Genomic DNA, 6,417 nt, shown 5'->3' with positions numbered 1-6,417 from the left:
CACCGAACGAATCAACTTCGCTCGTCCTTTGAGCATGCCGGCCTTCACCTTTAGCTAATTTCCCGAAGCTGTTTAGACAGGTGCTGGCCCGCCGGCCGGGCCAGTCCGGTGGATTCTCACTGGGCCAATGTCCGCCTCGGGCCTCAGCGCTCGAAATCCCGAGGGCCGCGCGAGTCTCGCGCGTGGACCATCGCGATGTCGCCGAGGTGGCCGCCATCGCGTTGACGGAGGACCGGCTCGCCCATGGCACCTTCGAGCTCAGCACCTGCGTGCCGAACCGTGAGGAGATTGCTGCCCTCATGAGCCAGGTGCTGGGCCGGCGCATCGAGGCGGCCGAGCCGGACTCTCTGAGCGATTCTTGCTGGTCATTACCCTGGGGCAGATTCGCTGCGTCGTATCGTTCATCCATCGATTGGTACGACCTCGGCCACCGCGGCGTCGGCATCGAGTGTTCGGGTGGGCCCCGGGCCGTGCTGGTCCGGGAGAGGGACTCCGCGCCGTCGCAAGCCCCCGAGCTCCACGTGACGGACCTGGCGCTCGGGGTGCCCCTGAGCGAGCGGATTGCGCAGCAGTGCGGGCGCGATGCGACCCGCTGCGCGCTCTGGCTCGAGGCTCGCTACGGAGAGAAGGCGCCGTTCCCGAGCGACCACCCTCAATACGAGGTCCTCAAGGTGGGGGAGGTCGTGGACGAGATGGCGGAGCTGAAGGGTGAGCGGGCGAAGTAGCCCGTGGAGTCACCAGTCCCGCGGCCATGGGTATGCTTCGAGCTTCTCGGCAAGTTCGTCGCGCGTGGGCGCTTCGAGGAACACGCGCCCGGCCGGCTTGCCGAGCGCGTAGTGCTGCTCCGGCGTCCAGATGCCGCGCGCCTCCCTGGCGGCATTGGCGGCCGTGGCGGCTTCGGCGGCATCCACGACGAGCTCTCGCACCCGGAAGACGCCGTCCTGCTCGACGACGGCAACGGTGGGATGCGGCGAGCCAAAGGTGAACGGCAGTTTGCCCGCGCGAATGAGCGCGAGCGCACGAGGTTTGCCAAGCGGAGCGATGGGGGCCATGGACCACGGAGCATAGGACGGGTAGGGGCCGGGGATGGCCACGGACGGGTGACACGCGGGCTGTGAGCCGGGCCGGTGGAGAGGTCGAGCAGCACGCTCCAGACGATGGCGGGCGTGGACCTGCACACCGCGCGAGGTCCCGTCCCGCGAGGGGCGATGGAGGCCCCGGCGGAGGGTGGATGCGTCGGCGAGGCAGGGGGAGCATGGAGGGCTCAGCGGCGCCCGGCGACGAAGGAGCGCAGGAGCGCGTGGTAGCGCTCCGGGTCGGCCGACTGGAGCCTTCCGTGGACCGCGCCCGCGAAACGCTCGAGGCGCACGGGGCCGGGCACGTTGGCGGCGATGTCCGAGACCTCCTCCGGGAGCGCATGGGCGTCCCGCTCACCAGCGAGCAGCAGCACGGGCACGGACGCGGGCACACTCCGGGCGGCGTCCACCGGACGCAGGAGCGTGGGGTCGACGGGGAGGGTGACGGCACCCCATGGCCACAGGGTGGCGAAGGCGAGCGGCTCCGCGGGCCCCAGCCGCATGCGCAGCCGATTGCGGACGGCCGTCCGCAAATCCCGGTACGGTGATTCCAGCGCGTAACCGTCCACCCGGGTGCCCATGTCCCGCGCCGCGTAGAGCGCCGCCGCCGCGCCGAGCGACGTCCCGAAGACGAGCCTCCGCCGCTCGGGGAGCTCCCGCTGGAGGAAGTCGATGCCGGCCCTCACGTCCCGCGCGGCGCTCCAACCGAAGTCGTTGACCTCGCCGTCGGAGTCGCCGTGCGCGCGCAGGCTCAGCGCGAGCACGCAGGTGCCGTCCTCGGACAGCACGTCGAGCACGTGACGCAGGCCGGTGCGGCTGGAGCCATTGCCATGGAGGGCGAGGACACAGGGAGTGCCGGAGTCTCCCCGCCGTAGCCAGCCTCCCAATCGCGTCCCGTCACCGGAGGTGAGCGAGACGGCCTCCCAGCCCGGTGGCGGCGGCTCGGGGAAGCGCGGCGCGGCGCGGCGCGTGAGGCTCCTCGCCGTGAGCGCCCCCGTGGCCGCCCCGCCGAGGCCGAGCAGCAGCAGGCACGTCAGGGTGAGGCGCACGAGGCGGGGCATGGTCCGTGACACCGTACCGCCCGGCTCCGTCCCGGCCCAGCGGGGCTGGGAGAGGCGCCTGGTATCGAACACCGCGCCCGGGGACCCGCGTGCCCCGGGGCGCCCCTGAAACAGTGGGGCGTGGAAGGAACGTTCATTCCACGGGGGCTGCACGCTCTGTCCACCGGCCTGGCGTTCAGCCCAGGCTCCACCCGTCAGCGGCCCTCCTCGGCCCCTCTGCTCCAGCCCTCACCCCCAACAGGCCTCCTATTCGCCCTATGCACCTGATGCTCAGCGAGGACGCGCTCCGATGAAAGACGTCGGCGAGCCGGGGGAACGTGGCCTCAGGGCATGGCCTTCCTCACCGCGGCCGGTGCCTCGGCCCTACCGGCTATGGAGTGTCGTCGCGATTCGTGGGTCCCGAGGTGGGAGGGCGTGTCAGTGCCCAGACGGGGACGTAGCACTCGCCCTTGTACACAACGCCGGCCGCGGCTTCGCAGTCCTTCAGCTCCACAAGCAACTTCGCCCAGCAGCCGCCGTTGATTGCGACCAGTCCCTTGCCGGAACATCGTCCTTCACCATCGGGCCTGCGCTGTCTTGGGAAGGGCTTCGGCGGCAACTCAGCCCGGATGGCCGACCACATGGAGGGGGCTCCCTCGGGCGTGACTGGGGCCGTCAGCGCGGCATCTCCGAGAGCGACCGGGCCTCCATCCTTCGCCTCTTCCCCCTCCGCGAGGTGCGTCTTCTCGGGCGGCTCGACGGACCGCGTGCTCCACAGCGCTCCCGCGCCCAGGGCCAGTGAGGCACCGAGGCTGGCCGCCACGAACCGGGGCCACCTCACCACGCGAGGAGGTGGCCGCACCGTGACGCGTTGGACTGGAGGAAAGAGGCCCGCGGGCCTCGCCTCCTCCCCGGTGAACAGAGGCACATCCGCATCAGGCCCCGCTTTCCGTGCGGCCTGCTCCAGCGCTTCGGCCATCTCCCTCGCACTGCCACGCGCCTCCGGCCGGGGCTGCTCCAGCAGGCGCCACCGGCCGATGGATGTCCCCGGGGGCAGGCTTGCCGGATTGAGGGAGTCGGACTCCATGAGTTGCCTCGCAGGCGGTCGATTCCGCGTACGCTCAGGCTACTCGCAGGGTCCTCGGCACCCCAAGCCATCCGCCAGGTGGACCGTGGCATTTCGTCCCCCCGCGGCCCGCGGAGGCTCCCTCCACCGGACTCCCTCAGTCCCCGTGCGGCTCCAGCAGCCGGGGGTCCTCGCTGCCCGGGGTGAGCGGCAGCCACAGCCGCTCGGTGCCGGAGAGCCCGTCGCGCGCGCTGTACACCACCGCCAGCGCGCGCCCGAGCAGCTTCGCGCGCGGCACGAGGCCCCACATGCGGCTGTCGGCGGAGTTGCCGCGGTGGTCGCCCAGCATGAGGTACTCGCCCGCGGGCACCTGCAGCGGGCCGAAGTCCGGGCCCTGGTCCTCCTCGGGGGCGAGCGGGTGGGGCGCACCGGGCAGCGCCTCGCGCCGCACGCCCTGGGCGAGCGTCTGCGCCACCGGGGCGCCGTTGAGCCAGAGCCGCCCCTGCACCAGGGCCACGGTGTCTCCAGGAAGCCCGACGAGGCGCTTCACCATCGTCTCGCCCGTGCGCGGGTGGGCGAACACCACCACGTCGCCGCGGGTGGGCTCGCGCTCGGTGAGCCAGGTCTCGGTGAGCGGCACGCGCAGCCCGTAGGCGCGCTTGTCCACGAGGATGTGGTCCTTCACCGCCAGCGTCGGCTCCATGGAGCCCGACGGCACGTGGTAGTGGTCCGCGAAGCTGGCGCGCCCCACCAGCAGGAAGAGCAGCAGGGCGAGGTCCGGCAGGTGGCGCTTCCAGCGGGGAGTGGGGGAAGGGGACTGCTCGGCCATGGGGCGCGCTCCGGTAGTGGGGCAGCGACTCAACGCTCGCCTGCTCCCCCTATTTCCGGGCCCTGCCGCCAGGTCGGGCACTCTTCGCCTTCGGCGCCTTCTTCTTCGCCGCGGGCGCGAGCCGGGGAGGGGGGCGGGGAGACGGCTTCGCTCCGTTTGCCGCACCCGTGCCGCAAGACGTCCCGAGGCCCGGAAACACGAAGGCCGGTAGCCCCGAGTTTCCTCAAGAGCTACCGGCCTTTATGAGTGAGCGGCGGACGGGATTCGAACCCGCGACCCCGAGCTTGGGAAGCTCGTGCTCTACCAACTGAGCTACCACCGCGAGGCGAGACAGGCGCCAAAGTAGGGGGCAGCCCGTGCCTTGTCAACGGGAAGTGTCGGGCTACTCCCCCTCTTCGACGGTGAGCTGATAGGCGTCCTGGAAGTTGGACTCGCGGTTCTTCGCGTCACGCACCTCGAAGACGTAGACGCCCGGCTCGGCGCTGTAGCGGATGCTCTCCGGCTGGTCGCCCTTGGCGCGGTCGGCCGTCTGCACGAGCGTCAGCTTCCCGTCCGGCTGCACACGGTGCAGGTACAGCCCCACGTCCACCTTGAGGATGCCCAGCAGGGTGGCCCGGATGGGCGTGCGCACGGGCCGGTCCGACAGGTCCAACCGGTAGAAGTCCGTGTCCTTCACCGGGAACACCGTCCCGCGCACCGCCTTGCCCGGCGTCAGGTCCTGGCCCCGGTCCGCGGTGTTGTTGGGCTCACGCTCCTCGCCGCCGTTGTCCGGCACCGTGGTGACGCTGATGCGGTAGGGCTGCTCCGCGTTCTCGAAGTCCTTCACCCACTTGCCGTCCACCTTGCGCGACGCGCCCTCCACGCGGAACCAGCAGCTCCCGCTGCACGCCACGTTGTTGAGGCGCTCGGGCTCCTTCACCTCGCCGTCGTTGGCGCGCAGGAGCACCGTCTCCTTCTCGCCGTCGCCCTGAGGGGGCTCCACCATGGACAGCACCAGGTCCAGCCGGTCCACGCCGGACAGCTCCACCTTGGCCAGCACCGGCTCGGACGTCCTCAGCACGAAGTGGTCCAGCTCACCCTTCGGGGACAGGAAGCCCTCGCGGTAGCCGCCCGCCGTCAGCGGCGTGGCCTTGTGGAGCTCGTCGTTGGGCTCCAGCTCCGCGTTGGCGCCGGCCTCCTCCTGCGACACGGTGAGCGTGTACGGCGTCGTGGCGCTGAAGGTGCGGCGGGCCTCCTTGCCCGTGCCCACCCAGCTCGTCTTCACCACCACGTAGACGACGCGGTCCGTGGCGCGCACGCCGATGTTGCGCAGCGACAGCGCCTCGCCCTCCTTGCCCCGCAGGGTGAACAGCGGCGCCTCCGCCGCGGACAGCACGGACACCTCGGGCCGCACGCCCTCCACCGCCGACAGGTCAATCTTCAGCGCCACCGACGGAGGCTCGGGCGGCACCACCGGGCCCGCGTCCGCCGCCTGCGTCGCGGCCTGGGCCGCCGTCGCGCCAGCGACCTCGCCCGGGGCCTGCTGCCCCTCGCCGCCTGGAGCGGGCGGAGTCTCTCCACCCGGAGCGGGGGGCGGAGGCTCGCCCCCGGCGAACGTGCCCTGCGGGGTGGGGGAGGGCGGCGTGTCCTGGGCACCACCGCTCTCGGAGCCGGGCGCGGCACCCTCGCCGCCCGGAGCCGGCGCGGTGCCCTCACCCGCGGGAGCCGGCGCGGCACCCTCGGACGGGGTGCCCGGCGCGGGCGTGGCGCCCTCCGCGCCGGCGGGCTCGGGCAGCTCGATGCGGTACCAGTCCTCGTCCCCGGCGTGGCCCAGGAAGGCGGTCACCGTCTGGCCCAGCGGCAGGCCTGGCGCGTCCACGGCCCTGTCGTTGGGCTCGCGCTCCTCGCCGTCGTTGGCCGGGCGCATCCGCACCTCGAGGGTGTAGGCGCCGCCCACGCCCTTGCGCGCGGGCACCACGCGCACCCAGCGCTCGCCTTCGACATAGAGGTTGGGGAAGCGCTCCGGCTTGCCCTCGCCCTCGCTGTTGATGGCGACCAGCCGGTTGCGGTCCCGGTCATACACCTCCAGGGTGATGTCGCCGCCGGGCAGCCCGGACACGGAGACGTCCGCCACGCGGGCCGCGGAGGGGGCCAGCCGGTACCAGTCCTCGTCCGCCTTGTTCGGCTGCGCCGTCAGATCCGCCGTCACCGTGCTGTCCCGGGTGATTTCGAGCGACTGGTCCGGCCGCTCATTGGGCTCCTTCTCGGTGAGGGAGGCCGGTCCCGTCTCCACGGGGCCCGCGTCCGGGGCCACCGGCGTCTTGTCCTCCTTGCAGGCGACCAGCATGGCCGCCAGCACACAGCCCCACCCCCAACGTCGCATCACACGTTCTCCCTTGCGGAACAGGCGCCATCCTTCCTGGCGGC

The 6,417-nt window shown here is 72.1% G+C and carries 5 protein-coding genes and 1 tRNA gene; 1 reads left to right on the top strand and 5 read right to left on the bottom strand.

Annotation, left to right across the window (positions count from 1 at the left end):
* Positions 1-182 precede the first annotated feature (182 nt).
* Entirely contained in the window at positions 183-725 is a 543-nt protein-coding gene (locus tag K8638_RS39865; RefSeq protein WP_223759988.1) for a hypothetical protein, read from the top strand.
* Positions 726-734: 9 nt separating this feature from the next.
* Here the strand turns inward: K8638_RS39865 and K8638_RS39860 are convergent, their stop codons facing one another.
* From K8638_RS39860 to K8638_RS39840, 5 genes are all read right to left on the bottom strand, one after another.
* On the bottom strand, positions 735-1,052 hold the full coding sequence (locus K8638_RS39860) for a hypothetical protein (RefSeq protein ID WP_223759987.1): 318 nt from the start codon (positions 1,050-1,052) through the stop codon (positions 735-737).
* A gap of 212 nt (positions 1,053-1,264) precedes the next feature.
* The gene (locus K8638_RS39855; RefSeq protein ID WP_223759986.1) at positions 1,265-2,137 is read right to left on the bottom strand and encodes an alpha/beta hydrolase; all 873 of its coding nucleotides are present in this window, start codon (positions 2,135-2,137) and stop codon (positions 1,265-1,267) included.
* A gap of 1,202 nt (positions 2,138-3,339) precedes the next feature.
* Positions 3,340-4,011: a signal peptidase I gene (lepB, locus tag K8638_RS39850; protein ID WP_223759985.1), complete on the bottom strand. Its 672-nt coding sequence runs from the start codon at positions 4,009-4,011 to the stop codon at positions 3,340-3,342.
* Between the two features lie 249 nt (positions 4,012-4,260).
* Positions 4,261-4,333: transfer RNA gene (locus tag K8638_RS39845), tRNA-Gly, on the bottom strand.
* 60 nt (positions 4,334-4,393) lie between these two features.
* The gene (locus K8638_RS39840) at positions 4,394-6,373 is read right to left on the bottom strand and encodes an ABC transporter substrate-binding protein (RefSeq protein WP_223759984.1); all 1,980 of its coding nucleotides are present in this window, start codon (positions 6,371-6,373) and stop codon (positions 4,394-4,396) included.
* Positions 6,374-6,417: the final 44 nt, after the last annotated feature.

This window comes from Myxococcus sp. RHSTA-1-4 (genome assembly GCF_020037125.1).
Taxonomy (GTDB): Bacteria; Myxococcota; Myxococcia; order Myxococcales; family Myxococcaceae; genus Myxococcus.
This window is presented reverse-complemented; position numbering and strand designations above follow the sequence as displayed.